The organism is Hydrogenovibrio sp. 3SP14C1 (assembly GCF_029625905.1).
GTDB lineage: Bacteria > Pseudomonadota > Gammaproteobacteria > Thiomicrospirales > Thiomicrospiraceae > Hydrogenovibrio.
Map to the genome: position 1 here is coordinate 1 of NZ_JARTLM010000349.1, position 232 is coordinate 232.

Here is a 232-nt window from a genome sequence, read left to right on the forward strand (position 1 = left end):
GAAACCCTCTCAAAAAACTGCGCTGAATTTGGGGTAACTCTCTACGATTTAAACCATAAATATCAAGGCATTGTCCATGTTATGGGCCCAGAACTTGGTATCACGCTACCAGGCATGACGATTGTTTGTGGGGATTCACACACCGCGACACATGGCGCTTTTGGCTCACTCGCGTTTGGTATTGGTACCTCTGAAGTTGAACATGTATTAGCAACCCAAACCTTGAAGCAAG

At 45.7% G+C, this 232-nt stretch carries 1 protein-coding gene; it reads left to right on the forward strand.

Going from position 1 to position 232, the window contains the following annotated elements:
• Positions 1-232: aconitase family protein (locus tag P8629_RS12800; RefSeq protein WP_278166461.1), on the forward strand; the 232-nt coding region annotated here is incomplete at both ends.